Consider the following 25,355-nt stretch of genomic DNA (forward strand, 5'->3'; position numbering starts at 1 on the left):
AGAAGTTCTCGCACCGCGTTGCTCACAACCTCGGCGCGCCCGCCGATGGGCTGCCTGTGACGGTCCAGGAGACAGCCCGACCCCGCCGGGGCTCGACGAGCAGCAAGCGTTCGGGCGCCGAGCCCGAGCTCTACGACTTCCGGCGACCGCTGACGCTCGCCCGCGAGCACGCGCGCCTGCTCGAGATGGCCTTCGAGCGCTTCGCCCGCCAGTGGGGCACGCAGATGACCGCCCGGCTGCGGGTGCTGTCGAACGTCACGCTCGACCAGCTGATCCTCCTGCCGTACGACGAGTACGTCTCCACGCTGCCGACCCCCACCGCGATGGTGCTGTGCACGGTCGAGCAGACCCGCCAGACCGCCGTCCTGCAGCTGCCGGTCGGTGCCGCGATGGTGTGGATCGACTACCTGTTCGGTGGTGCCGGCCGCGGCGACGACCGTGAGGGCCGCGAGCTCACCGAGATCGAGTTCACCCTGGTCAAGGACCTGCTGCAGCACACCCTGGGCGACCTGGGCTACGCGTTCGCCACGGTCACCCCGATCGACGTGTCGGTGAAGTCCGTGCAGTACAACCCGCAGTTCGTGCAGGCCGTGCCCGCCGGTGACGCGGTGCTCGTCGCCCAGTTCACGGTGCGCACCGCCGAGCGCGAGGACACCGCGACGTTCATGCTGCCGGCCGACATGCTGCTGACCGCGGTGCGTGCCTCCGAGGGGGGCGACGGTCGCTCCGAGGAGGACCGCCGCGCCGCGCTCGCCGCGCAGATCGACCTGGAGAAGGCCGTCCAGGAGGTCCCCGTCCCGGTCGCGGTCCGGTTCACCCCGATCACCGTCCACCCCCGCGACGTCGTCGACCTGCAGGTCGGCGACGTGCTGCCCCTGTCCCACCCGTCGAGCCGTCCGCTGGAGGTGGTGGTCGACGGGGTCGTGCTCGCCCGCGCCGCCGCCGGCAGCCACGGGTCGCGGCTCGCCTGCCAGGTCGTCACCGTCGAGGAGATCCACTGATGAACACCACCGTCGCCACGGCCGAGCTCGCCGGCCGCGCCGCGCAGGCCGCCGCCGTCCTCGTGCCGTCGACCGTGCCGCTGACCGCGGTGCCCGCCGCGGGTCAGCGCCCCGCCGCGGACGCGGTCGCGATCGTCGCCTCGTTCGTCGGCTCGCCCAGCGCCGAGGTCGCGATCATCGCCGGTGACGCGGTGGCCGACGCGATCGCCGCCGGTCAGGCGGCCGGTGCGGCGCTCGGCCCGGCGGAGGCCCTGCGCCCGGCCCTCGAGGCCGCCACGCACGAGCTCGGCGCGGGCGTGCTGGACACCGCGCGCACCGAGACCACGGCCGACGTGATCGGCCCGGACACCGAGCTGTTCGCGCTGCAGCACGAGGGCGTCACGCTCGCCTGGTTCGCGCTGCGGCTGCGCGGCCCGCAGGTGACCCGGCCCACCACCAACCAGGTGCCCGCGCAGCGCGCGAGCATGCGGGTGCTCTACGACGTCGAGATGACGCTCACCGCCGAGATCGGCCGCACCCGGCTGCCCGTCCGTCAGGTCCTCGACCTGACGCCCGGCGCGATCCTCGAGCTCGACCGGACCGCCGGCAGCCCCGCGGACATCATGGTCAACGGTCGGCTGATCGCCCGCGGCGAGGTCGTCGTCGTCGACGAGGACTACGGCGTGCGGATCACCGAGATCGTCGCCGGCACGGAGGCGGCCGGCTGATGGAGGGGCCGCTGCTCGTGCTGCGCGTGCTGCTCGCGCTCGTCTGCGTCGTCGGGATCATCTGGTACGCCGGTCGGCGTCTGGGTGGTCAGGCGCAGGCCCGTCGCGCGTCGCACGAGCCGAGCGTGCGGCTCGTCGGTCGGCAGACCATCGGCCGGCACAACGGGGTCGCCGTGCTCGCGGTCGGCACCCGCCGGATCCTGGTCGGCTACGGCGACACCCAGGTGACGATGCTCACCGAGCTCGACCCGGTCGAGGAGGAGGCACCCGCGGCACAGGCGACCCTCGTGCCCGCCCCGCACCCCTCGCCGGAGGACGCCGTCGACGGGCTGCCGGTCTCGGTGCCCGACGACGCCCGTGCCCTGGTCACCGTCCCCGTGGGTGCGGTCGTCGCCCCGTCGCCGCTGCAGGGCTCGCTGCTCGCGCCGTCCACGTGGCGCCAGGCCTGGCACGTGATGCAGGAACGCACGGTGCGCCGGTGAGCCTGCTGACCACGGCCGTCGTGCACGGCACGCTGCTGCTGCACGCGCTGCCGTTCGCACCGACCGACCCGGCCGTCCCGACCTCGCCGACGACCCCCGCGATGGGTGAGTCGGTGACCGTGGGCCTCAACGGCGTCAACGGCACGCCGTCCAGCTCGATCGTCGTGCTGCTGGCCATCACGGTGCTGTCGGTCGCGCCGTCGTTGCTCATCATGATGACGAGCTTCACCAAGATCTTCGTCGTCCTGACGATCACCCGGAACGCGCTCGGCCTGCAGGGCGTGCCGCCCAACCAGGTGCTCGCCGGCCTGGCTCTCTTCCTGTCGCTGTTCATCATGGGCCCGGTGCTCTCGGACGTGAACGACAGCGGGGTGCAGCCCTACCTGGCCGGTGACCTGACGTTCTCCCAGGCCGTCGACGTCGGCAAGGCCCCGTTGCAGGACTTCATGCTCGAGCACACGCGCGAGTCGGACCTGGCGCTCATCACCCGGGCCGCCGACCAGGAGAACCCGGAGACCGCGCAGGACGTGCCGTTCACGACGCTGGTCCCGGCGTTCATGCTCTCCGAGCTGCGGGCCGCGTTCATCATGGGCTTCGTCGTGTTCGTGCCGTTCCTCGTGATCGACCTGGTCGTCTCGGCGTCCCTGATGTCGATGGGCATGATGATGCTGCCGCCGACCATGGTCTCGCTGCCGTTCAAGCTGCTGCTGTTCGTCCTCGTCGACGGGTGGGGCCTGGTGCTCACGTCCCTGGTCGGCTCCTACACGGGCGGGGGCTGATCACCGCATGGACACCACCGCCGTCCTCGACATCGGCATGGACGCGCTGATCCTCGCCGCCAAGCTCGCCGCGCCCGTGCTGGTCACCGCACTGGTCGTGGGCTTCATCGTCTCGCTCGTGCAGTCCGTGACGCAGATCCAGGAGGTCACGCTCTCGTTCGTGCCCAAGGCCATCGCGGCCGCGGTCGCCCTCATGGTCGCCGGGCACTGGATGATCGCCGAGCTGGTGACGTTCACCAACGACCTGTTCGCCCGGATCCCGGCGCTGGTCGGCGGCTGAGATGGACCCCGTCGCGGTCACGCTGCCCCTGGCGGAGCTGGAGACGACCATGCTCGCCGGCGTGCGCATGGCGGCGTTCCTGGTCATCGCCCCCCCGTTCGCGCACCGGGCGATCCCGGGCGCCGTCAAGGTGGTCCTCGCGATCGGCCTGGCGCTCGCGGTCGGCCCGCGGCTCGACCCGCTGCCCTCGGACACCACCCCGGTGTTCCTCGGCGCGCTCGTGCTGCAGGCGGCCATCGGCGCCGGGCTCGGGTTCCTCGTCGCCCTGGTGTTCGACGCGATCCAGTCCGCCGGTGCGCTCATCGACATGTTCGGCGGGTTCCAGATGGGGCAGGCCTTCGACCCGATGAGCATGACGAACGGCGCGCAGTTCGCCCGGCTCTACCAGATGACCGCGCTGGTGCTGCTGTTCGCCTCGAACGCCTACCAGCTGGTGCTGGCCGGGCTGGTCCGCACGTTCGACGCCCTGCCGCTGGGTGTCGGGATGGACATGTCGGCCCTCGCCTCCACGCTCGTCGAGGGCACCACCTCGATGTTCGTCGCAGCGCTGCAGATCGCCGGTCCGCTGCTCGTCGTGCTGTTCCTCGCCGACGTCGGCCTGGGCCTGCTCACCCGCGTGGCCCCCGCGCTCAACGCGTTCGCGATGGGCTTCCCGCTGAAGATCTTGCTGACCCTCACGTTCGGCTCGTTCGCCTACCTCGCGCTGCCGCACGTCGTGGAGACGATGACCGGACGCTCGGTCGGCGCGATGCTGGGGGTGCTGCCGTGAGCGACGGGCAGGAGAGGACCCAGAAGGCCACGCCGCAGCGCATGAAGGAGCTGCGGCGCAAGGGAGGGCTGTCGACCTCGCAGGACATGTCCGCGTGGGTCGGGCTGGGCGTGGCCGTGCTCATGATCCCGGGCGTCATCTCACGCGGGAAGGCCGCCGCGACCGACCAGCTCGCGCACGTGCGCGACGTCGCGCTCGACCCGGCCTCGCTGTCCGTGACCACGGTGCTCGGCGACGCGCTGCGCTCGGTCGTGCCGACCCTGGCACCGATGTTCGTGGCCGTGGTGGTGGCGGCGATCGTCGTGGCCGCCGCGCAGGGCGGCATCCACGTGCGCAAGCTCAAGCTGCACGTCGAGCACCTCAACCCGACGTCGGCCGCCAAGCGCCTGCTCGGCCCGCAGTCCTGGTGGCAGGGCGCCAAGACGCTGCTGAAGACCGGTGTCGTCGCGCTCGTGCTGCTCACGGTCGTGCAGGGGCTCGTCCCGGTGCTCACCGTGTCCGGTCGGCTTCCCCTGCAGCAGCTGGTCGACACCGCGGCGGGCGGCACCACGAGCCTGCTGCGCTTCGGCATCGTCGCGGGCGTCCTGCTGGCCGTCGCCGACCTCGTCGTCGTCATGCGCCGCAACCGCAAGCAGACGCGCATGACGCTGCTCGAGGTCAAGGAGGAGCACAAGAAGACCGAGGGCGACCCGCAGGTCAAGGGTGCGATCCGGGCCAAGCAGATGGCCATGAGCCGCAATCGCATGATGGCCGCCGTCGCGCAGGCCGACGTCGTGCTCGTCAACCCCACGCACGTCGCCGTCGCGCTGCGCTACGAGCCCGGCTCGGGGGCCCCGAAGGTCGTCGCCAAGGGCGCCGGTGCGCTCGCCGCACGGATCCGCGCCGAGGCCTCCGAGCACCGCGTGCCGCTCGTCGAGGACATCCCGCTGGCCCGCGCCCTGCACGCCGCGTGCGAGGTCGGCCAGGAGATCCCCGAGTACCTGTTCACCGCGGTCGCCCGCGTGCTCGCCTTCGTCATGGCCCTGCGCCGGCGCGGGGCGAGCACCGGCCAGCACCGCGTCCCGGGCGGGTCGGCGCTGCCGACCGGCGCCCCCACCGACCACCGTGCCGCCGCACGCGAGGCCAAGCGGCGCACCCGTGCCGCACGTGCCGCCCGCCGTGCGCCGGCCGTCCGCACGACCGCCGTGCCCACCGACCTGACCCCGACGGAGGACCGCCCGTGAAGAACCGGCCGATCGCCCAGATGGCTGTGCCCGCCGGTGTCGTCGGCATCGTGCTGCTGCTCGTCGTCCCGCTGCCCTCGCAGATGCTCGACGTGCTGCTCGCGGTCAACATCACGGTCTCGCTCGTCATCCTGCTGACCAGCATGTACGTCAAGCGACCGCTCGACTTCTCGATCTTCCCGTCGCTGATCCTGGTGTTCACCCTGTTCCGGCTGGGCCTGAACGTGGCCAGCACACGGCTCGTCCTGCGCGACGGGTACGCCGGTGCGGTCATCGACGCGTTCGGGCACTTCGTCGTGGGCGGCTCGCTCGTCATCGGCCTGGTGATCTTCCTGATCCTGGTCGTCATCCAGTTCGTCGTCATCACCAACGGTGCCGGCCGGGTCGCCGAGGTCGGTGCCCGGTTCACCCTCGACGCGATGCCCGGCAAGCAGATGGCCATCGACGCCGACCTCAACTCGGGCCTCATCGACGAGGACACCGCCCGCAGGCGCCGCGCCGACGTGGCCGCCGAGGCCGACTTCTACGGCGCGATGGACGGTGGGTCGAAGTTCGTCAAGGGCGACGCGATGGCCGGCATCATCATCACGGTCATCAACCTCGTCGGCGGCTTCGTCATCGGCATGCTGCAGATGGGCCTGACCGCGCAGGAGTCGCTCGAGCGGTTCAGCCTCATGACGATCGGTGACGGTCTGGTCACGCAGATCCCCGCGCTGCTGCTGTCGGTGTCCACGGGCATCGTCGTCACCCGTGCGACCGCCGAGGGCGACATGGGGTCGGCCGCGGCCAACCAGCTGCTGCAGTCGAAGCAGGCGCTGTTCATCGCCGGCGGCGGTGCCATCGCGCTCGCGCTGCTGCCCGGCATGCCCAAGCTGCCGTTCCTGCTGGTCGGCTGCGGGTTGCTGCTGCTCGCCCAGCGGGTGCGCGCCTCCCAGGCGAAGGAGGAGGCCGCCGCGCAGGTTGCCGCGATCACCTCGCCCACCGCGAGCGGCGGCACCCCGGCGGACACCCCCGAGCAGCTCATCGAGCAGATGCGCGTGCACACCCTCGAGGTGCTGCTCGCCCCCGACCTGGTCGACCTGGTCGGCCAGGGCCCGGAGGCCGACCTGCTGGCCCGTGTGCGTGGGCTGCGCCGCAAGATCGCGCTCGAGCTGGGCATCGTCGTGCCGCCCGTGCGCACGCGCGACAGCGTCGACCTGCCGCGGTCCACGTACGTGGTGCGGATCGCCGGCGTCGAGGTCGGCCGGGGCGAGGCCCCCGGCGGGCGTGTTCTCGCGCTCGGCGACGACCTCGGCTCGCTGCCCGGCACGCTCGTCACCGAGCCCGTGTTCGGCCTGCCCGGCAAGTGGGTGCCCGCCGAGCTGCGGCACGCCGCCGAGCTGACCGGGGCCACGGTCGTCGACCGCGTGTCCGTGCTCATCACGCACCTCGGCTCGCTCATCACGCAGAACGCCGGCCGGCTGCTCGGCCGCGAGGACGTGCGCGTGCTCACCGAGGCGCTCAAGCGGGTCAACCCCTCGGTCGTCGAGGAGCTCGTGCCGAGCCTGCTCACGCTCGGCGAGGTGCAGCGCGTGCTGCAGGGACTGCTCGCCGAGGAGGTCCCGGTGCGCGACCTCGCCCGCATCTACGAGGCGCTGTCGCTGCGCGCCCGCACGTCGACCGATCCCGAGGGTCTCGTCGAGGCGGCCCGCGCGGCCCTCGGCCCGGCCCTCGCCCAGCCGTACGTGCAGGGCGGCGCGCTGCGGGTCGTCACGCTCGAGCCGATGCTGGAGCACCAGCTGCTCGAGCAGCTGCGTCCCGGCGACGGCGGCTCGCACCTGCTCGTGGACCCTGGCGTGCTCGACTCCGTGCTCGGCCAGCTGCGCCAGGTCGTCGCGGCCGCCGAGAGCGACGGTCGCCCCGTCGTGCTGGCCTGCGCCCCGGCCATCCGCCCGGCGCTGCGCCGACTCGTCGCCCTCGGCCTGCCGCGGCTGCCGGTGCTCGCGTACGGTGAGGTCACCGGCACGGGCGTCACCGTGGAGACCGCGGGGGTGGTGAACGGTGGCCACGCGATTGCTGCTTGAGGGTTCCGACCTGACCGAGCTGCTCGCGCACGTGCGCGACGAGTACGGCCCGGGCACCAAGGTGGTCCGCGCCGAGCGGATCCGCTCCGGAGGGTTCGCCGGGTTCTTCGCCAAGGAGCGCTACGAGCTCACGGTCGACGTGCCCGAGACGCCGCCGGCACTGCCGTACGCCTCCCGGCGACGGGCACCGGCCGGCATCGACGGGCTCCTCGCGGCCGCCGACGCTGCCGACGCGCTGCCGGACGGCACGCACCCCGTGGCCGACCTCACGGAGGTCCCCGCGCAGGCGGGTGCCGCCGAGCTCGACGGCACCGGACCGCGCGTGTCGACCGGGGGAGCGGAGTTCGCCTCGGTGCTCGACCTGGTCCGGTCGATGGCGGGCACGCCCGCCCCGGCCGACATCGAGGTGCCCGCGCCGTTCGAGCCCCTCGTGCCGCCCGCCGCCCGCCCGACACGGCTGGTCGGGGTGCCCGAGCACGCCGACGCACCGACCGCCGGCTCCGAGGCCGCCGAGCCCGTCACCGACCCGCAGGACGATCCGACCCCTGAGCCGCCCGCCGCGCCGGTCGACGACGCCGCGCTGCGCACGGGCCTGCTCGGCCTCGGTGTCCCCGCGCGCCTGCTCGGCGAGGCCCCCGTGACGCTCGCGGCCGTCGTCGGACGTGTCCCCGTCGTACCCGCGCCCTCCCGCGCTCCCGGCACCGTGATCGTCGTCGTCGGCTCCGGTGCGGACGTCGACGCCGTGGCCCCCGTGCTCGCCGACCGCCTGCGCTGCACGCCCGACGCGGTCGTCCGGGCCGGAGCCATCGGCACCCGGCCCGACGACGTCCCCGCGGACGCCCGTCCGCGCGGCTCCGCGGGTCGACCGGGCGTCCCCCTCGCCTCGGCGCAGGCCGTCGCCCGGTGGCGGCGCACCGCCGCCGAGGCGCTGCACCCGTGGGTCGTCGCGCTCGCGGTCGGCCCGACCACGGCCGACCGCAGGGCCGCCGCCCCGCTGCTGCGCGGCCTGCGCGGCGACACGGTCTGGGCGGTCGTCGACGCGCGCACCAAGGCGGCAGACGTGCGGCACTGGATCGACGAGGTCGCCGCGCAGCGCGCCTCCGGCACGGTCGACGCCGTCGCGGTCCGCGGCCTGTTCGACACCACGGAACCCGGCACGGTGCTCGACCTCGGCGTGCCCGTCGCCTGGATGGACGGCGTGCCGGCGACCGGTGTCGCCTGGGCCTCCGTGCTGTCCGCCGGGCTGGGTGAGGGCACGGGGCTGGACGCCGGCTGGGACTGAGCCCGGCCGCGCCCCGACCCGCCCCGACCGCGCCCCGACCCGCCCAGCGCGGCCTGAGCACCCGCTGAGCGCCCTCTCGGGATCCCCGCGTGCGAGGGCGCGGGGCGCCGCGCCGCCGGGCGCGCGCGCCGTTCCCGAGCGTCCGGGCGGTAAGGTCACGGCATGCTCGTGCTCAGCCGTCGTGTCGGGGAACGGCTCGTCATCGGCGACGGGATCGTCCTCACGGTGATCGAGGTCCGGGGCGACGGCGTCCGCCTGGGCATCGACGCCCCCCGTGACGTGCGCGTGCACCGGGCCGAGGTCCTCGAGGCCGTGCAGGCGGCCAACGCCGAGTCGGCCGCGAACGACGAGGCCGAGGCGGCTGCGACCGCCGACGCGCTGCGCCGGCTGGTCCCGCCCGCGAAGGGCCTCACCCCCGACGACCCCTCAGCAACACCTCCAGACGGCCGATGAGGTCGTTCGCCGGGACGCAGGGTCCACGGCGGTCGGGAGGAAGCCGTGGAGGACGTCGACGAGATCGTCCGTGAGTTCCTGGTCGAGAGCTATGAGAACCTCGACCAGCTGGACCGCGACCTGGTCGCACTCGAGGAGTCGCCGGGATCGCGCCCGCTGCTGAGCAGCATCTTCCGGACGATCCACACCATCAAGGGAACCTCCGGGTTCCTCGCGTTCGGCAAGCTCGAGAAGGTCACCCACATCGGGGAGAACCTGCTCGTCGAGCTGCGTGACGGGCGACGCCAGATGGACCAGCGCACGACGGACGTGCTGCTGCTCCTGACGGACACCGTCCGCGAGATCCTGCGTGCCATCGAGGTCGACGGCACGGAGGGCACCGTGTCGGTCGACGCGTGCATGGCGGCGCTCGAGGCCGTGCGGGCCGAGGTGCCGGGCGACAAGCCCGCCGCCGAGGAGCCCGCACCCGCCGCTGCCGCCGAGCCTGCAGCGCCCGCTGAGACTGCAGCGCCCGTGGTCGCCGAGGCGGCCCCCGTGGTGGAGGCGCCCGTCGCCGAGCCGGTCGCCGAGGTGGCGCCTGCTCCCGTCGCATCCGCTGTGCCTGTCGCACCTGCCGTGCCCGTCGCCCCGCCCGCCGCTGCGGCGCCGGTCGTGCCGGCCCAGGGCCGTCCGCCGGTCGTCGAGCAGGCTCCGGTCGACGAGGTCGGCACCCTGCGCGGTGCCACCGACACCTCGATCCGGGTCGACGTCGACCTGCTCGACGCGCTCATGCGTCAGGTCGGCGAGCTGGTCCTGGCCCGCAACCAGATCAGCCGACTGGCCACGGGCACCGAGGACGTGGACCTGGCCCGTTCGGCCCAGCGCCTCAACCTCATCGCCGGTGAGCTGCAGGAGGGCGTCATGAAGACGCGCATGCAGCCCATCGAGCACGTCTGGTCGAAGATGCCGCGCATCGTGCGCGACCTCGCCGCCGCCTGCCACCGCGAGGTGCAGCTGGAGATGACCGGTGGTGACACCGAGCTCGACCGTGGGCTGCTCGAGGCCGTGAAGGACCCGCTGACGCACCTGGTGCGCAACGCGGTCGACCACGGCATCGAGCCGGCGTCCGAGCGCATCGCTGCCGGCAAGCCCGGCAAGGGTCTGCTCAGCCTGCGCGCCTACCACGCCGGTGGTCAGGTCGTCGTGGAGGTCGCCGACGACGGTCGGGGCATCGACACCGAGAAGGTCGCGGCCAAGGCGCTGCAGCGTGGTCTGCGGACCGCCGAGCAGCTCGCCGTGGCCAGCCAGGCCGAGCTGCTCCAGCTGCTCTTCCTGCCGGGCTTCTCCACGGCGGAGGCGGTCACGAACGTGTCCGGCCGCGGTGTCGGCATGGACGTCGTCCGCACGAAGATCGAGGGCATCGGCGGCAACGTCGACGTCGAGTCGGTCGTCGGGGTCGGCACGGTCTGGCGGCTGCGCATCCCCCTGACGTTGGCGATCATGCCGGCGCTCACGGTGGAGTGCTCGGGCGACATGTACGCCGTGCCGCAGGTCAACCTGCTCGAGCTCGTCGCGCTCGACGGGCAGGGGCAGCGCGCCGGTTCGGGCATCGAGTACGTGCACGCCGCACCGGTCTACCGGCTGCGCGGCGAGCTGCTCCCGCTGGTCTCGCTCGCGTCCGTGCTGCAGGTCGACGGGGCCGCCGACGGCACCGTGCCCGACCAGGCGGCCGTGATCGCGGTCGTGCAGGCCGACCACCAGCGCTTCGGCCTGCTGGTCGACCGGGTCCTGAACACCGAGGAGATCGTCGTCAAGCCGCTGTCTGCCCGGTTGAAGTCCATCGGGGCGTACGCCGGTGCCACGGTGCTCGGTGACGGCCGGGTCGCGCTGATCCTCGACGTGCAGGCCCTGGCCCGCCGGGCGATGGTCGGCGAGATCGACGGGCTGGCCCGTGACCAGTCGCGGGTGCAGGAGCAGGCCCGCGCGAGCGAGGTCGAGCAGGTGCTGGTCGTCGGGATCGGCGGTGGCCGTCGGGTCGCGATGCCGCTGGCGTCGGTGGCCCGCCTCGAGCACGTCGAGGCCACGCAGGTCGAGCTCGTCGGTGGTCGGGAGGTCGTGCAGTACCGCGGCACGATCCTGCCGCTGGCCCGCCTCGACCGGATCCTCGGCGCGTACGGCTCCGAGCAGTCCGACGAGCTGCTGGTCGTGGTCTACAGCCGCGGCGGGCGCAGCGTCGGCATGGTCGTGCACGAGATCGTCGACATCGTCGACGACGACGCAGGGCGGCACTCCGACATCGAGGACTCGGGCCTGGTCGGCTCGACGGTCCTCGGTGACCGGGTCACCGAGCTGCTCGACGTGCGCACCGCGATCCTCGCGGCGGACGCCGCGTTCTACGACGACCCGGCCGTCGACGACGGTCTGGTCGCCCACTCCGACCTGGTGGGAGCGAACCGATGAGCCAGTACGTGACGTTCACGCTGGACGGCAGCCTCTACGGGATCGACGTGCTGCGCGTGCAGGAGGCCCTGCGCTCGCACACCCGGACCCGGGTCCCGCTGTCGCCCGAGACGGTGGCCGGCCTGGTCAACCTGCGCGGGCAGGTCGTCCTCACCGTCGACCTGCGCACGCGGCTGGGTCTGGCCAAGCGCGCCGACGCCGAGCCGATGATGGTCGTCGTCCAGGTCGCCGGTGAGCCGGTGAGCCTGCTCGTCGACGAGATCGGCGACGTCGTCGACGTCGGTCCGGAGACCTTCGAGGCGCCGCCCGAGACGCTCGCGTCGGGCATGCGCTCGCTGGTCCTCGGTGCGCACAAGCGCCAGGAGGGTCTGCTGCTGATCCTCGACGTGGACCAGGCCGCCGCGGCCTGACCCATCGACGACCGGCCCGCCACGACGGTGGCGGACGGACGTGCTCGACCACGAGGCCCGTACCCCTTCCCCCGGGGGTGCGGGCCTCGTGGCGTCCGCCCTTCTCACCCGGGTAGTTGGGCCCAGATGGCGACCTTTCACCCGGGTGTTACCGGTGGGTCACGCTCACGAGGTCACCCGGACGGCCGATCGGACGTGTGTCGGGGTCATCGGGGCCTCGCTGGGAGGAGAAACCATGTCGTCCACGACGGTCGGCGCCGCGGCGCCGTCGCTGCGGGGTCCACGCCGATCGGGTATGGCCTGGTTCAGCGACCGCGGTGTGCGTACCAAGATCCTGTCCCTCATGGCGCTCGCCGTGGTGCTGTCCGCAGGGGTCGGCACCTTCACGCTCGTGCAGCTGCGCGGGGTCGCCGCGGACACGGCGCAGATCGCGGACATCGTGACGAACATGCAGGCCCCCCTGCAGACCGTGCACCAGGGCCAGCTCAAGGGTCGGATGATCGTGGCCCAGATCGCCGCGGTCCGCTCGCAGGAGGCCACGGACGAGTGGGTCGCCGCGCAGGCGGAGAACGACGCCGAGGTCGACGCCGCGATCGCGGCCTTCGAGGAGGCCGGCGGCACGATCGTCGCGCCCTGGGCCGACTTCGTCCCCGCCTACCAGGCCTGGCGCGAGGCGCGTGACGCCCAGCTGGTCCCGGCCGGCCTGGCGAACGACACCGAGGAGTACGAGCGGGTCCTCTCCGAGGTCACCGAGCCGCTCAAGGACACGTACGTCGACGCGCTCGACGCGACGGCCGCGGACATCGACAACTACGTGGACGGCGTCGGCGCCTCCGCCCAGGCCGACGCGCGCCGCGCGATCACGGTCGTCGTGTCGGTCCTGGTGGCCTCCGGGGTGCTGCTCGCGCTGGTCGGCTGGGCCATCGCCCGGCAGATCCGCCGGGCCACCGACCAGGTGCAGAAGGCGCTGACCGCCATGGCGGGCGGCGACCTGACGGTGGACGCCGCGGTCTACTCGAACGACGAGCTCGGCCAGATGGCCGCCTCGCTGAGCAGCGCGCAGCACTCGCTGCGGGCCACGCTGTCGGGCGTCGTCGAGACCGCCTCCTCGGTGGCAGCCGCCGCTGAGGAGCTGTCGGCGGCCTCCTCGCAGGTGTCGGCCGGGTCCGAGGAGACCTCGGCGCAGGCCGGTGTGGTCGCTGCTGCGGCCGAGCAGGTCAGCCGCAACGTGCAGGCCGTCGCGGCCGGCGCCGAGGAGATGGGTGCTTCCATCCGCGAGATCGCGCAGAACGCGACCGAGGCCGCCAAGGTGGCCGGTGCCGCCACGACCGTGGCCGCCTCGGCCAACGACCAGGTCGCTCGTCTGGGCACGTCCAGCCAGGAGATCGGCAACGTGGTCAAGGTCATCACGTCCATCGCGGAGCAGACGAACCTGCTCGCGCTGAACGCCACGATCGAGGCCGCCAGGGCCGGTGAGGCCGGCAAGGGCTTCGCGGTCGTCGCCGGTGAGGTCAAGGACCTGGCCTCGGAGACCGCCAAGGCCACCGAGGACATCGCCCGCCGGGTCGAGGCCATCCAGGCCGACACCACGGGTGCCGTCGCCGCGATCGAGGAGATCTCCACGATCATCGCCTCGATCAACGACTACCAGCTGACGATCGCCTCGGCGGTCGAGGAGCAGACGGCCACCACGAACGAGATGTCGCGCGGCGTGGCCGAGGCGGCCACGGGGTCGGGGGAGATCGCGGTGAACATCACCGGCGTCGCCTCCGCCGCGCACACCTCGTCCCAGGTGCTCGGCCAGATGGGCGGCTCGGTCTCCGAGCTCGCGCAGATGGCCTCGGACCTGCGCAACCGGGTGGACGCCTTCACCTTCTGACCCAGACCTCGCGCAGCACGCGCCAGGACGGTCCCGACGGGGCCGGCAGCCGGGAGACCGGAGGCCGGCCCCGTCGGCGTCCCGCGCCGGGGCCCGTGCTCAGCGGACGGTCGAGTACCGCATCTCGTGCAGGGCGACCGTGCCGGTCACCGCCTGCACACCGACCACCCGGCCGGTGAACCCGCCGGCCACCTCCGTCGACAGGTAGCGCCCGTCGAGAGCGGCGAGTCGGACGTACCCGTCGGGGCCGTCGAACCCCAGCTCGACGTCGTCCGGCGCGTCGGCGAAACCCTGCGGTCCCACGGCCGGGTCGGTGCAGCGCGCGTGCAGCACCACCGTCGAGCCGACGCCCGGCACCTCGTGCACGACCTGCGCGAACGGGCCGACCTGCACCCGGACACGCACGCCGTCGCTGTCGGCCTCGACCGCGTACCAGTGGCGCGCGTCGAGGCGCACCAGGAGCCGGGCCGTCCCGTGCGCGACATCGACCCGGGCCTGCACGTGCCACCGCGGGTCCTGGGCGCGGACGGCCAGCACCCGTGGCTCGGGCTCCGGTGCCGGCGCGGCGTGCAGCCGCAGGGTGCCGTCCTCGTCGTGCGAGGTGAAGGTGCCCGGGTGCGCGCCAGGGCACACCCAGCGCGGGTGCAGCGGGGCGTCGGCCCCGAACGTGTCGACGAACGAGTGGTCCTGCGGCTCGACCTCGAACCGGTCCTCGACGAACACCGGCCACCCGTCGACCCAGTCGATGCCGGTGAGGAACGTCTCCCGGCCGTTCACGTGGAACTGCGGCGTCCAGCCCGCGGTGCGCACCCCGAGGTGCACCGCCGCCCACGTGCCGTCGGCCAGCTCGACCAGGTCGGCGTGACCCGTGCTCTGCACCGGCCACCCGGTGCTGCGGTGCGTGAGCACCGGGTTGGTCGGTGCCCCCTCGAACGGACCGGTGACCTGCCGCGAGCGGGCCACCGACGCGCAGTGGCCGCGCTCCGTGCCGCCCTCGGCGATCAGCAGGTACCACCAGTCGCCCACCCGGTACAGGTGCGGTGCCTCGGGGCTGGCCAGCCCGGTCCCGCTCCACAGCCCGCGCGGCTCGGTCAGAGCACGGCCCGTGAGCGGGTCGAGCTCGACCTGCAGGATCTGGCTGGAGCCCTCGGCGAACCCCGCCCAGGTGAGGTAGCACCGGCCGTCCTCGTCCCACGTGAGATCCGGGTCGATGCCCAGCGCGTCCGGGGTGCGCACCGGGTCGGACCACCCGGTGCGCGGGTCGCTCGTCGTGACGATCAGGTGCCCGAGACCGTCGCCCGCCGAGACGTCCGTGGTGATGAGCCAGAACCGACCGTCGTGGTGCCGCAGCGTCGGGGCGTAGACGCCGCGGTTGCTCACCAGCCCGGCGGTCGACAGCTGGGCGGGCCGCTCGAGCGCGTTGCCGACCTGCTCCCAGTGCACGAGGTCGCGGCTGTGGAAGACCGGGACGCCGGGCACGTACTCGAACGAGGACGTCGCGAGCCAGTAGTCCTGCCCGACCCGGCAGAGCGAGGGATCGGGGTGGAATCCGGCGATGACGGGCTGCGTGCTCATGCTCTCCCTCGGGCGTGACGGGCGGTCGCGACGGTGCGACGGCCACGGGTGCGTGCACGTCACAGTCAACCGCAACGCTGCGACCTGCGGCTCCACCCGGCTGGGTGCCCGCTGTGCACGCGACGGCGCGATTCCGGTCAGCGAGCGGGCCCGACGACCGATGAGAAGGGCGCACGCCCCCACACGTCTCGGAGCCCGCCTGTGTCTGCTGCCGCACCGCCCACCGCTCGTCGCCGCTTCGCCGACCGCCCGATCGGGGTCCGGATCGGGGCGGCCGTCGGCCTGCTCGCGCTGGTCGCCTCCGTGATGGGGGTCCTCGGCATCGTCGTCTCCCGCTCGCTGAGCGACGGCCAGCAGCAGATGTACGACGAGTCCGTCGACCCGCTGGTCGCGCTCGCGGACATGCAGCGCGACCTGCAGGGCAGCCGGGTGCGCGCGAACGTCCTGGCGTTCGCGAACCCGCAGGACCGGGCCGACCTGGTCGCCGAGCTCGACGAGCGCGGTGCGCACCTGATCGAGCAGGCCCAGGAGTACGAGGCGCAGGCCTTGACGACCGACATGCAGGGGCCGTTCGTCGACGAGCTCACGGCGTTCCACGACGCGATCGACAACGAGTGGATGACCGCGATCCTGGCCTCCGACAGCGGCCAGGACGTCGACCTGCACGCGCTGTACGAGAGCACGCTGTACGTGCACTCCGACGCGGCGCTCGACATCCTCACCGCCGAGGGCGACGCGCGTGCCGCGCACGCCTCTGAGCTCAACGACGCAGGCACCCGGCAGGCCGCGAGCCTGCAGCGGCTCCTGGTCATCGCCCTGCTGGTCGGCCTGGCGCTCGGTGTCCTGCTCGCGGTGCGCGTCGTGCGCTCGGTGGTGCGGACGGTCGCCGTGGTCGGGGAGAGCCTGGAGGCGCTCGCCGCCGGGGACCTCACCCGCCCGCCGGCCGTGGACACCCACGACGAGCTCGGTCGCATGGCCGCCTCGCTCTCCCGCGCGCTGGACTGGCTGCGGCAGACCATGACCTCGGTCGGTGCCACCGCCGAGACCGTCGCCTCCGCGTCCGAGGAGCTGTCGGCCGGCTCGACGCAGGTCGCCGCCGGGTCGGAGGAGACCTCGGCGCAGGCCGGCGTCGTCGCCGCGGCCGCCGAGCAGGTCTCCCGGAACGTCGAGGCTGTCTCCGCCGGTGCGGAGCAGATGGGGGCCTCGATCCGCGAGATCGCGCAGAACGCCACCGAGGCCGCCCGGGTCGCGGCGCAGGCCGTCAGCTACTCGGAGTCGACGGCGGGCACCGTGAACGAGCTGGGCGCGTCCGCGCAGGAGATCGGCGCGGTCGTCAAGGTCATCACGAGCATCGCGGAGCAGACGAACCTCCTGGCCCTGAACGCGACCATCGAGGCGGCGCGCGCGGGCGAGGCGGGCAAGGGCTTCGCCGTCGTCGCGGGCGAGGTCAAGGAGCTGGCGCAGGAGTCCGCCCGTGCGGCCGAGGACATCGCGGCGCGCATCGCCAAGAACCAGGCGCAGACCGCCACGGCGGTCGCCGCCATCGGCGAGATCTCCCAGATCATCACGTCGATCAACGACTACCAGCTGACCATCGCGTCGGCCGTCGAGGAGCAGACGGCCACCACGAACGAGATGAGCCGGAGCGTGACCGAGGCCGCCTCGGGCGCCCGCGAGATCGCGGAGAACATCGTCGGCGTCGCCACAGCCGCCGGCACCACCAGTGCGGTCACCACCCAGATGACCGCATCCACCGCCGAGCTGGCCCGACTCGCCGCCGACGTGCGCAGCGCTGTCGGGCAGTTCACCTACTGACACCCGACGAAGGGTGAGAGGAAGCAGCGATGACAGGCAACAGGATGCGACGCAGGGCAGCCGCCCTCGTCCTGGGACTGGCCGCCACCGCGGGTCTGGCGGGGTGCGCCGGCGCGTCGGGTGACGCCACCGGCGACGCCCCCCTGGTCGGTGTCGCCATGCCCACCACGACGTCCGCCCGGTGGATCGCCGACGGCGAGAACCTGCAGCGGCAGCTCGACGCGCTCGGGTACACGGTCGACCTGGAGTACGCCGAGGACGACGTGCCGACGCAGGTCGCCCAGCTCGAGCAGATGATCACCGACGGGGCCGACGCGCTCGTCGTCGGGGCGATCGACGGGACCGCTCTCAAGGGTGTGCTCGCGAAGGCCGCCGCAGCGGACATCCCGATCGTGTCGTACGACCGGCTGATCCGGGACTCGCCGGACGTGGACTACTACGCGTCCTTCGACAACTGGCGCGTGGGCGTCCTGCAGGCGACGTCGCTGCTGCAGGGCCTGGGCGTCGTCGACGAGACCGGCGCGCGCACGTCCGCGCCGGGTCCGTTCAGCGTCGAGCTGTTCGCCGGCTCGCCCGACGACAACAACGCGACCGTGTTCTACAACGGCGCGATGTCGGTGCTGACCCCGCTGATCGACTCGGGCGTGCTGGTCGTGCCCTCGGGTCAGACGGAGTTCACCGCGATCGCCACGCAGGGCTGGTCCGGGGACGTCGCCGCGGAGCGGATGACGACCCTGCTGCCCCTCTACCAGGGCACGGGCGTGCACCTGGACGGTGTGCTCTCGCCGTACGACGGCATCTCGCGCAGCATCATCGCGACGGTCTCGGGCCTGGGCGGCACGCTGCCGGTCGTGTCCGGCCAGGACGCCGAGCTCGACTCGGTGAAGTCGATCGTGGCCGGCGAGCAGTACTCGACGGTCTACAAGGACACCCGTCAGCTCGCGGAGGTCGCGGTCTCCATGGTCCGCGCGCTGCTCGACGGCACGGAGCCCGAGGTCAACGACACCACCACGTACGACAACGGCCAGAAGGTCGTCCCCTCGTACCTGCTGGCCCCCCAGCTGGTCACGGTCGAGAACTACGAGCCCGTCCTCATCGAGAGCGGCTACTACGAGGCGGGCGACCTGTGAGCGCCGCGCCGGCAGGGTCGAGGACGACGACGTCGAGGACGGACGGGGCGAGGACGATGGCAGGGACGAACGGGCCCGCGGTGGCCTTCGACGGCACCGCGAGGGTGCGCAGCAGCCGCGCGGCATGGTTCTGGGACCGTCCGGTCGGCGTGAAGATCGCCACCGCGATGCTCGTGCTCGGCACGGTGTTCGCGATGGTGGGTGCGCTCGGCGCGGTCGCGCTGTGGCGGGCGGGTGAGCACCTGCACGAGATGTCGGTGCTGACCGGTCAGCTGCAGTCGGCGATGTCGGAGCTGCGTGCCGACCAGGCGCGCAGCCACGTGCTGGTGCGGCGGGCTGCGGCGGCCACGGACGAGTCGACGCGGACCCAGCTGCTGGAGTCCTCGGCGTGGGTCGACGCCGACGTCGCGCGGCAGATCGCGGTCATCGAGGACTTCCCGCAGTCGGACACCGCGCAGTGGTCGGACTTCGTCGTGCGGTGGGACGCCTGGACGGCCTACCGCGACGGCACGCTGCTGCCGTTCGTGAAGGCCGGTGACGCCACGGGGTTGTCGGCGGCGATCGACTCGAGCGTGGCGGCGGACCCGGACTGGGCCGGGCGTGCGCTGGCTCTCGCCGAGGGGCAGGTGGGGGCCTCGGTCGACGAGATCCTCGCGGCCGGGCAGTCCGAGGTGGACCGCACGATCCTGGTCCTTGCGGGGTCGTTCGTGATCGGTGCCTCGGTGTCGGGGCTGCTGGCCCTGGTCGTCGTGCGCCGGGTCTCGCGTGCGGTGCGCAGCGTGGGTGTGGCCCTCGACGCGCTCGCCGAGGGTGACCTGACGGTCGCCGCCCCCGTCGAGTCGGGTGACGAGACGGGCCGGATGTCGGCCTCCCTGGGGCGTGCCCAGCAGTCGCTGCGTGCGACTCTCTCCGGTGTCGTCGAGACGGCGGCGTCCGTGGCGGCTGCCGCGGAGGAGCTGTCGGCGTCGTCCTCGCAGGTCGCGGCCGGTGCCGACGAGACGTCCGCGCAGGCGGGGGTCGTCGCGTCGGCGGCCGAGGAGGTCTCGCGCAACGTGCAGGCGGTCGCGGCCGGTGCCGAGGAGATGGGTGCCAGCATCCGCGAGATCGCGCAGAACGCGACGGAGGCTGCGAAGGTCGCCGGTGCTGCCACGACCGTGGCGGCGTCCGCCAACGATCAGGTGGCCCGGCTGGGTGCCTCGTCGCAGGAGATCGGCAACGTGGTCAAGGTCATCACGAGCATCGCGGAGCAGACGAACCTGCTGGCCCTCAACGCCACGATCGAGGCTGCGCGTGCCGGTGAGGCGGGCAAGGGCTTCGCCGTGGTCGCCGGTGAGGTCAAGGACCTGGCCTCGGAGACCGCGAAGGCCACCGAGGACATCGCCCGCCGGGTCGAGGCCATCCAGGCCGACACCGCCGGTGCGGTCGCGGCGATCGGGGAGATCTCCACGATCATCGCCTCGATCAACGACTACCAGCTGACGATCGCCTCGGCGGTCGAGGAGCAGACGGCCACCACGAACGAGATGTCGCGCGGTGTGGCCGAGGCGGCCACGGGTTCGGGGGAGATCGCGGTGAACATCACCGGCGTCGCCACCGCGGCCTCGACCTCCTCGCACGTGCTCGGCCAGATCGGCGGCTCGGTCTCCGAGCTCGCGCAGATGGCCGCGGACCTGCGGGGCCGGGTGGACGCGTTCACCTTCTGATCCTCACGAGCGAGCGCACGCCAGGGCGTGCCGGGGGTGGTCCGCGAGGACCGCTCACGGCGCGCCCTGCGTCGTCGATGGGAAGGGGGATGTCATCCCACCTTTCTTCGAGGAGCCAGCCATGAGTGCGTCTGCCACCCCCACCGCCGGGCGGCGTGCCTGGGCCGACCGGTCCGTGCTGACCAAGATCGTCACCGTGGTCGCCGTCATGGCCGCCGCCGCGCTGCTCGTCACGGTCGTGTCGCTGCGCCTCGTGGGTCTGCTGCGCTCGGACGCCGCCGAGATGTACGCCTCGCGCGTCGTGCCGCTCACGCAGCTCACGGAGATCCAGCGCGCCTACCAGGGCGACCGTGCGCGCGTGATCCAGTACGGCGTGGCCGACGAGGCCACGCGCGCCGACCTGGTGACCGAGCTGGCCGAGCGGCGGACCGACCTCGACGCGCTCGTCGAGGACTACCGGGCTGTCGCGGTCGACCCCGCCGCCGTCGACACGATGGTGTCCGCCTTCGACGCGTACTACGCGGCCGCGCAGGACGACCTGTTCCCGCTCGCCGACTCCGGGGACACCGCCGCGTTCGGGGCGTACTTCCAGGAGTCGATCCGCCCGTTGACGACCGCGGTGATGGACGCGATCCAGGTCGAGACGGCCGCGCAGGAGGAGCAGGCCTCCGCCCTGTCCACGCACACCGAGGAGCTCGCGCACACCGCGATGGTGCAGGTCGGCGGTGCGTTCGGGTTCGGCGTGCTGGTGGCCTTCCCCCTGGCGTTCGTCGTCGCACGGTCCATCCGGCGTCGGCTCGACGTGGCTGCCGGTGCGCTGACGGCGATCGGCGAGGGCGACCTGACGGTCGCGACGTCGGTCGACGGTCAGGACGAGATCGGGCGGCTCGTCATCGCGCTGCAGTCCACGCAGTCGAGCCTGCGCGAGCTCGTCTCGGGCGTGGTCGACACCTCCCGCTCGGTGGCGGCGGCCGCTGAGGAGCTGTCGTCGGCGAGCTCGCAGGTCGCGGCCGGTGCCGACGAGACGTCCGCGCAGGCGGGTGTGGTCGCCGCAGCGGCGGAGCAGGTCAGCCGCAACGTGCAGGCCGTCGCTGCCGGTGCGGAGGAGATGGGCGCCAGCATCCGCGAGATCGCGCAGAACGCGACCGAGGCGGCCCGGGTCGCCGGTGCGGCCACGGGGGTGGCCGAGGCGACGAACGAGCAGGTGGCCCGCCTGGGTGCCTCGTCGCAGGAGATCGGCAACGTGGTCAAGGTCATCACGTCGATCGCGGAGCAGACGAACCTGCTGGCGCTGAACGCCACGATCGAGGCCGCGCGTGCCGGTGAGGCGGGCAAGGGCTTCGCGGTCGTGGCCGGTGAGGTCAAGGAGCTGGCCTCCGAGACGGCGAAGGCGACCGAGGACATCGCGCGCCGGGTGGAGGCCATCCAGGCTGATACCAGTGGTGCGGTCGCGGCGATCGGGGAGATCTCCGCGATCATCGCGAGCATCAACGACTACCAGCTGACGATCGCCTCGGCGGTCGAGGAGCAGACGGCCACGACCAACGAGATGAGCCGCGGGGTGGCCGAGGCGGCCACGGGATCGGGCGAGATCGCGGTGAACATCACGGGCGTCGCCTCGGCCGCGCAGTCCTCCACGGTCGCGGTCGGTGCCGTCTCGAACCAGGTCGCCGAGCTCGCCGACCTGTCCCGCAACCTGCGCCAGCAGGTCGCCTCGTTCCGGCTCTGACGGCTCCGCGCCGAACCTGCTTCACCCCCGCACCGCCCTCATCGTCGTCGAAGGACGCCCGATGGGGGCGGTGTGCGCTCCGGCGCCCCGCCGCCGTCTCCGCACGGCGCAGCCCGCACGGCGAACCCCCACACGATCGGACCCACGATGCCCCACGCGCCCGCTGACACCCGTTCCCGCCGGCTCTCCGACCTGCCCGTCGGCATCCGCATCGGCTCGGCGCTCGCGATCGCCGTCCTCGTCGTGCTCACGGTGACCACCGTCGGGCTGACGCGGCTGGGTGCGCTCGACCGGTCGGTCGCGAACCTGAGCACGACGGCGATCGAGCCGCAGGCCTACCTGGTCAACACCCAGCGCTGGTTCCAGGCGAGCCGGGCGCGGGTGCTCGAGTACGGCATGGTCGCCGCGGCCGACCGGCAGGGGATCGAGGACGAGCGCGCGGGCTTCGACGCCGACGCGTTGACGAACATCGAGGGCTACGGCCCGTCCGTCGTCGACGACGCGTCCTACGCCGCGCTCCAGGACGCGTACGCGCGCTACCAGGCCGCCGCGGACGCGATCATGCCTCTGGCCGAGGACGGGGCCGTCGTCTACCACGATGCGTACGTCGAGCAGGTCCGGCCGATCACCAGCGAGATCGGCGACGCCCTCCAGGGGCTGACCGACTCGGTGGCCGCCGGTGCCGCCGCGGACGTCGAGTCCAGCCATGCGGCCGCCCGCGAGGCGACGGTGATCATCGTGTCGGTGGGGGTCGTCGGCGTGCTGCTCGCGGTCGGCCTGGTCGTCATCGTGGTCCGTCGCATCGTGCGCGACCTGGCGCGGGTGCAGCAGACGGTCGAGCACATGGGCCGCGGGAACCTCACGGTGGCCGTCGACCTCGACTCGCAGGACGAGCTCGGTCGCATGGCCGGCTCGCTCAACGACGCGCAGGCCAACCTGCGCGCCCTGATGGCGGGCGTCGTGCAGACGGCGGCGTCGGTGGCGGCTGCGGCCGACGAGCTGTCCGCGGCTTCCTCGCAGGTCTCGGCCGGTTCGGAGGAGACCTCGGCGCAGGCCGGTGTGGTCGCCGCGGCGGCCGAGCAGGTGTCGCGCAACGTGCAGGCGGTGGCCGCGGGTGCCGAGGAGATGGGTGCCAGCATCCGGGAGATCGCGCAGAACGCGACGGAGGCCGCGAAGGTCGCCGGTGCGGCCACGGGTGTGGCCGAGGCGACGAACGAGCAGGTGGCCCGGCTGGGTGCCTCGTCGCAGGAGATCGGCAACGTCGTCAAGGTCATCACGTCCATCGCGGAGCAGACGAACCTGCTGGCGCTCAACGCCACGATCGAGGCGGCCAGGGCGGGCGAGGCCGGTAAGGGCTTCGCGGTCGTGGCCGGTGAGGTCAAGGAGCTGGCCTCGGAGACGGCGAAGGCGACCGAGGACATCGCGCGCCGGGTGGAGGCCATCCAGGCCGACACCGCCGGTGCGGTGGCGGCGATCGGGGAGATCTCGGCGATCATCGCGAGCATCAACGACTACCAGCTGACGATCGCCAGCGCGGTCGAGGAGCAGACGGCCACGACCAACGAGATGAGCCGGGGGGTGGCCGAGGCGGCCACGGGATCGGGTGAGATCGCGGTGAACATCACGGGTGTCGCCTCGGCCGCGCAGTCCTCCACGGTCGCGGTCGGTGCCGTCTCGAACCAGGTCGCCGAGCTCGCCGACCTCTCCCGCAACCTGCGCCAGCAGGTCTCCGCGTTCACCTTCTGAGCGCTCAGGACCAACGTCCTCCTCCCGATGGGAGGGAGGAAGCGTGCGGGGCCGATCCTGGCCCCGCACCCGCTGGAGAAGAGGGACCCGTGCGCATCGAGCCGACCACCGTCCACGACACCGCAGGACCCGGCCGCCACGTGTGGGCGGACCGGTCGGTGCGGACCAAGATCCGTGCCGTCGCCGCCCTGGGGGCCCTCGTGGCGACGGTCGTCGGCGGGGTCGCCCTCGCCGGGTACGCGACCCTCGCCGCGCGCACGCACGACCTGGCCGAGCTGCAGCAGCTCTCGACGCGCGTGGGCGAGGTGCGGTTCCTCAACGGCGACATCGCGAGCTGGCAGCTGTCGTACATCTGGGACGCGTACCGGCTGAGCCCGCAGGAGGCGTTGGCGGACGACAGCGCGAACCTGCAGGGCATGCGGGACTCGCGCGCGACGCTCGACGACGCGCTCGCCTCGATCGACACGAGCCTCCTGACGGACCAGGAGGCCGAGACCTTCGCTCAGGTGCACGACCTGTGGGGACAGTTCGACGCGATCGACGCCCGGATGCAGGAGATGTACGCCGAGGGCACGCCGGAGTCGATGGCCGCGGCCGACGCCCTGCTGCTCGGTGACGGGTACACCGTGTACTTCGCGATCAGCGACGCGACCAAGGCGCTGGTCGACGACCTCGGCGAGCGCACGGCCGCCGTGGTCTCGGACGCGGAGAAGCAGGCGGCGACTCTGCGGGTCGTGGTGATCAGCGCGGTCGTCGCCGGTGCCGCGCTCGCCCTGCTGGTCGGTTCGCTCGTCGCGGGTCGGATCCGCCGGGACGTCGGCGAGATCCAGGGTGCGGTGGAGGCGTTGGCGGACGGTGACCTGACGGTGCCGCTCGTGGTGCGTTCGAGCGACGAGATCGGTGCGGCGGTCGCGGCACTGGTCCGCGCGCAGACGAACCTGCGCGAGCTCCTGGCGGGCGTGGTGCGGACGGCCGGTGCGGTGGCGGCCTCGGCCGACGAGCTGTCGGCGGCCTCCTCGCAGGTGTCGGCCGGGTCGGAGGAGACCTCGGCGCAGGCCGGTGTGGTCGCTGCTGCGGCCGAGCAGGTCAGCCGCAACGTGCAGGCCGTCGCTGCGGGTGCTGAGCAGATGGGTGCCAGCATCCGCGAGATCGCGCAGAACGCGACCGAGGCCGCGAAGGTCGCCGGCGCTGCCACGACCGTGGCCGCCTCGGCCAACGACCAGGTAGCGCGTCTGGGCGCGTCCAGCCAGGAGATCGGTGCGGTCGTGAAGGCCATCACGTCCATCGCGGAGCAGACGAACCTGCTCGCGCTCAACGCCACGATCGAGGCGGCCAGGGCGGGTGAGGCGGGCAAGGGCTTCGCGGTCGTGGCCGGTGAGGTCAAGGACCTCGCTTCGGAGACCGCCAAGGCGACCGAGGACATCGCCCGCCGGGTGGAGGCCATCCAGGCGGACACGAGCGGCGCGGTCGCGGCGATCGGGGAGATCTCGGCGATCATCGCGAGCATCAACGACTACCAGCTGACGATCGCCTCGGCGGTCGAGGAGCAGACGGCGACGACCAACGAGATGAGCCGCGGGGTCGCCGAGGCGGCCACGGGATCGGGTGAGATCGCGGTGAACATCACGGGAGTGGCCACGGCGGCACAGTCCTCCACGACTGCCGTCAGTGCCGTCTCCGACCAGGTCGCCGAGCTCGCGGATCTGTCCCGTGACCTGCGCGAACGGGTGTCCGCCTTCACGTTCTGAGGGCTCCGGGCGTCGCGCTGCGCGGGCCCGGCCTGAGCCACGGGCGGCTGCGGCCGCACACCGACGCGCCGAGAGTGATCCAGGTCACACTCGGCGCCCGGTCACTGCGGCCCCTGGGCGGTCGATCGGTGGGGCGAGCGGG

General features: G+C 72.9%; 20 protein-coding genes. 19 read left to right on the forward strand and 1 reads right to left on the reverse strand.

The window, feature by feature from the left end:
• Positions 1-56 precede the first annotated feature (56 nt).
• From BKA22_RS11455 to BKA22_RS11515, 13 genes are all read left to right on the forward strand, one after another.
• On the forward strand, positions 57-1,001 hold the full coding sequence (locus BKA22_RS11455; protein WP_223203621.1) for a flagellar motor switch protein FliM: 945 nt from the start codon (positions 57-59) through the stop codon (positions 999-1,001).
• The gene (gene fliN / locus BKA22_RS11460) at positions 1,001-1,708 is read left to right on the forward strand and encodes a flagellar motor switch protein FliN (protein WP_146953427.1); all 708 of its coding nucleotides are present in this window, start codon (positions 1,001-1,003) and stop codon (positions 1,706-1,708) included. Before BKA22_RS11455 ends, fliN begins: the two co-directional genes overlap by 1 nt.
• On the forward strand, positions 1,708-2,190 hold the full coding sequence (locus tag BKA22_RS11465) for a flagellar biosynthetic protein FliO (protein ID WP_146953426.1): 483 nt from the start codon (positions 1,708-1,710) through the stop codon (positions 2,188-2,190). Before fliN ends, BKA22_RS11465 begins: the two co-directional genes overlap by 1 nt.
• Positions 2,187-2,969: a flagellar type III secretion system pore protein FliP gene (gene fliP, locus BKA22_RS11470; RefSeq protein WP_503826159.1), complete on the forward strand. Its 783-nt coding sequence runs from the start codon at positions 2,187-2,189 to the stop codon at positions 2,967-2,969. Before BKA22_RS11465 ends, fliP begins: the two co-directional genes overlap by 4 nt.
• A 7-nt stretch (positions 2,970-2,976) precedes the next feature.
• On the forward strand, positions 2,977-3,249 hold the full coding sequence (gene fliQ, locus BKA22_RS11475; RefSeq protein ID WP_146953425.1) for a flagellar biosynthesis protein FliQ: 273 nt from the start codon (positions 2,977-2,979) through the stop codon (positions 3,247-3,249).
• 1 nt (position 3,250) lies between these two features.
• Positions 3,251-4,018, forward strand: coding sequence for a flagellar biosynthetic protein FliR (locus BKA22_RS11480; RefSeq protein ID WP_146953424.1), 768 nt, complete (start codon positions 3,251-3,253; stop codon positions 4,016-4,018).
• On the forward strand, positions 4,015-5,241 hold the full coding sequence (locus BKA22_RS11485; protein ID WP_146953423.1) for an EscU/YscU/HrcU family type III secretion system export apparatus switch protein: 1,227 nt from the start codon (positions 4,015-4,017) through the stop codon (positions 5,239-5,241). The genes BKA22_RS11480 and BKA22_RS11485 overlap by 4 nt, the downstream gene beginning before the upstream one ends.
• The gene (locus tag BKA22_RS11490) at positions 5,238-7,304 is read left to right on the forward strand and encodes a flagellar biosynthesis protein FlhA (protein ID WP_223203620.1); all 2,067 of its coding nucleotides are present in this window, start codon (positions 5,238-5,240) and stop codon (positions 7,302-7,304) included. The genes BKA22_RS11485 and BKA22_RS11490 overlap by 4 nt, the downstream gene beginning before the upstream one ends.
• Positions 7,282-8,586, forward strand: a complete 1,305-nt coding sequence (locus tag BKA22_RS11495) for a hypothetical protein (RefSeq protein ID WP_146953422.1) — start codon at positions 7,282-7,284, stop codon at positions 8,584-8,586. Before BKA22_RS11490 ends, BKA22_RS11495 begins: the two co-directional genes overlap by 23 nt.
• 162 nt (positions 8,587-8,748) lie before the next feature.
• Entirely contained in the window at positions 8,749-9,039 is a 291-nt protein-coding gene (csrA, locus tag BKA22_RS11500; protein ID WP_146953421.1) for a carbon storage regulator CsrA, read from the forward strand.
• Positions 9,040-9,084: 45 nt separating this feature from the next.
• Positions 9,085-11,478 (forward strand): chemotaxis protein CheW, encoded by a 2,394-nt coding sequence (locus tag BKA22_RS11505; RefSeq protein ID WP_146953420.1) that lies wholly within the window; start codon positions 9,085-9,087, stop codon positions 11,476-11,478.
• Positions 11,475-11,888 carry a chemotaxis protein CheW gene (locus BKA22_RS11510; RefSeq protein ID WP_146953419.1) on the forward strand — a complete coding sequence of 138 codons (414 nt, stop codon included), beginning with the start codon at positions 11,475-11,477 and terminating at the stop codon, positions 11,886-11,888. Before BKA22_RS11505 ends, BKA22_RS11510 begins: the two co-directional genes overlap by 4 nt.
• A 235-nt stretch (positions 11,889-12,123) precedes the next feature.
• The gene (locus tag BKA22_RS11515) at positions 12,124-13,767 is read left to right on the forward strand and encodes a methyl-accepting chemotaxis protein (protein WP_146953418.1); all 1,644 of its coding nucleotides are present in this window, start codon (positions 12,124-12,126) and stop codon (positions 13,765-13,767) included.
• A 99-nt stretch (positions 13,768-13,866) separates the two neighbouring features.
• Here the strand turns inward: BKA22_RS11515 and BKA22_RS11520 are convergent, their stop codons facing one another.
• A complete protein-coding gene (locus BKA22_RS11520; RefSeq protein ID WP_146953417.1) occupies positions 13,867-15,342 on the reverse strand; it encodes a glycoside hydrolase family 43 protein in 1,476 nt (491 codons plus the stop codon).
• A 201-nt stretch (positions 15,343-15,543) separates the two neighbouring features.
• On the opposite strand from BKA22_RS11520, the gene BKA22_RS11525 reads away from it, so the two are divergent.
• The 6 genes from BKA22_RS11525 (at position 15,544) to BKA22_RS11550 (ending at position 25,213) form a co-directional block, all read left to right on the forward strand.
• A complete protein-coding gene (locus tag BKA22_RS11525; protein ID WP_146953416.1) occupies positions 15,544-17,157 on the forward strand; it encodes a methyl-accepting chemotaxis protein in 1,614 nt (537 codons plus the stop codon).
• Positions 17,158-17,186: 29 nt separating this feature from the next.
• Complete coding sequence (chvE, locus tag BKA22_RS11530; RefSeq protein WP_223203619.1) at positions 17,187-18,287, forward strand: multiple monosaccharide ABC transporter substrate-binding protein; 1,101 nt, start codon at positions 17,187-17,189, stop codon at positions 18,285-18,287.
• Between the two features lie 56 nt (positions 18,288-18,343).
• Entirely contained in the window at positions 18,344-19,990 is a 1,647-nt protein-coding gene (locus BKA22_RS11535) for a methyl-accepting chemotaxis protein (protein WP_179561751.1), read from the forward strand.
• Positions 19,991-20,111: 121 nt separating this feature from the next.
• Positions 20,112-21,719 (forward strand): methyl-accepting chemotaxis protein, encoded by a 1,608-nt coding sequence (locus BKA22_RS11540; protein WP_146954890.1) that lies wholly within the window; start codon positions 20,112-20,114, stop codon positions 21,717-21,719.
• Between the two features lie 147 nt (positions 21,720-21,866).
• Positions 21,867-23,465, forward strand: a complete 1,599-nt coding sequence (locus BKA22_RS11545; protein WP_146954889.1) for a methyl-accepting chemotaxis protein — start codon at positions 21,867-21,869, stop codon at positions 23,463-23,465.
• An 89-nt stretch (positions 23,466-23,554) separates the two neighbouring features.
• A complete protein-coding gene (locus tag BKA22_RS11550; protein WP_223203769.1) occupies positions 23,555-25,213 on the forward strand; it encodes a methyl-accepting chemotaxis protein in 1,659 nt (552 codons plus the stop codon).
• Positions 25,214-25,355: the final 142 nt, after the last annotated feature.

This window comes from Cellulomonas soli, assembly GCF_013409305.1.
Lineage (GTDB): Bacteria > Actinomycetota > Actinomycetes > Actinomycetales > Cellulomonadaceae > Cellulomonas > Cellulomonas soli.

Excerpts from the sequence above, each read along its gene's own strand:
- fliN (WP_146953427.1), top strand. The coding sequence starts at position 1,001 with ATGAACACCACCGTCGCCACGGCCGAGCTCGCCGGCCGCGCCGCGCAG.
- BKA22_RS11465 (WP_146953426.1), top strand. The coding sequence starts at position 1,708 with ATGGAGGGGCCGCTGCTCGTGCTGCGCGTGCTGCTCGCGCTCGTCTGC.
- BKA22_RS11545 (WP_146954889.1), top strand. The coding sequence starts at position 21,867 with ATGCCCCACGCGCCCGCTGACACCCGTTCCCGCCGGCTCTCCGACCTG.
- BKA22_RS11540 (WP_146954890.1), top strand. The coding sequence starts at position 20,112 with ATGAGTGCGTCTGCCACCCCCACCGCCGGGCGGCGTGCCTGGGCCGAC.
- chvE (WP_223203619.1), top strand. The coding sequence starts at position 17,187 with ATGACAGGCAACAGGATGCGACGCAGGGCAGCCGCCCTCGTCCTGGGA.
- BKA22_RS11480 (WP_146953424.1), top strand. The coding sequence starts at position 3,251 with ATGGACCCCGTCGCGGTCACGCTGCCCCTGGCGGAGCTGGAGACGACC.
- csrA (WP_146953421.1), top strand. The coding sequence starts at position 8,749 with ATGCTCGTGCTCAGCCGTCGTGTCGGGGAACGGCTCGTCATCGGCGAC.
- fliQ (WP_146953425.1), top strand. The coding sequence starts at position 2,977 with ATGGACACCACCGCCGTCCTCGACATCGGCATGGACGCGCTGATCCTC.
- BKA22_RS11520 (WP_146953417.1), bottom strand. The coding sequence starts at position 15,342 with ATGAGCACGCAGCCCGTCATCGCCGGATTCCACCCCGATCCCTCGCTC.
- BKA22_RS11515 (WP_146953418.1), top strand. The coding sequence starts at position 12,124 with ATGTCGTCCACGACGGTCGGCGCCGCGGCGCCGTCGCTGCGGGGTCCA.
- BKA22_RS11510 (WP_146953419.1), top strand. The coding sequence starts at position 11,475 with ATGAGCCAGTACGTGACGTTCACGCTGGACGGCAGCCTCTACGGGATC.
- BKA22_RS11535 (WP_179561751.1), top strand. The coding sequence starts at position 18,344 with ATGGCAGGGACGAACGGGCCCGCGGTGGCCTTCGACGGCACCGCGAGG.